Origin of the sequence: Corynebacterium sp. HMSC067D03 (assembly GCF_001811185.1) — a bacterium.
GTDB classification, from domain to species: domain Bacteria; phylum Actinomycetota; class Actinomycetes; order Mycobacteriales; family Mycobacteriaceae; genus Corynebacterium; species Corynebacterium coyleae.
In genome coordinates this window covers 1-241 of record NZ_KV803819.1, presented here as the reverse complement: position 1 = coordinate 241, position 241 = coordinate 1, and the positions used below count along the sequence as shown (strand labels likewise).

Sequence of the window (241 nt, the reverse complement as noted above, 5' to 3'; positions counted from 1 at the left end):
GTCACCAACCCGGACAATGACACCAAGGTCTCCGCGAAGGATGAAGACGGCAAGGACATCCCTGTCGAAATCGATCCGAACACCGGCGAGATCGTTGTCACCCCGGGCAAGGGTGTTGATGGCCCGATCACGGTGACTGTCGAGGATCCGGACCTGGATGGTGGCAAGACCGAGGTCGAAATCGAGGTCAACGGCCACGAGAAGGGCCGCAACGACAACACCACCGTCTCCCCGGGCAAGA

General features: G+C 60.6%; 1 protein-coding gene. It reads left to right on the top strand.

Annotated elements, in window-relative coordinates; all coding sequences use genetic code 11:
• A partial coding sequence (locus HMPREF2785_RS11975; protein WP_168164679.1) for a hypothetical protein occupies positions 1 to 241 on the top strand: 241 nt, incomplete at both ends.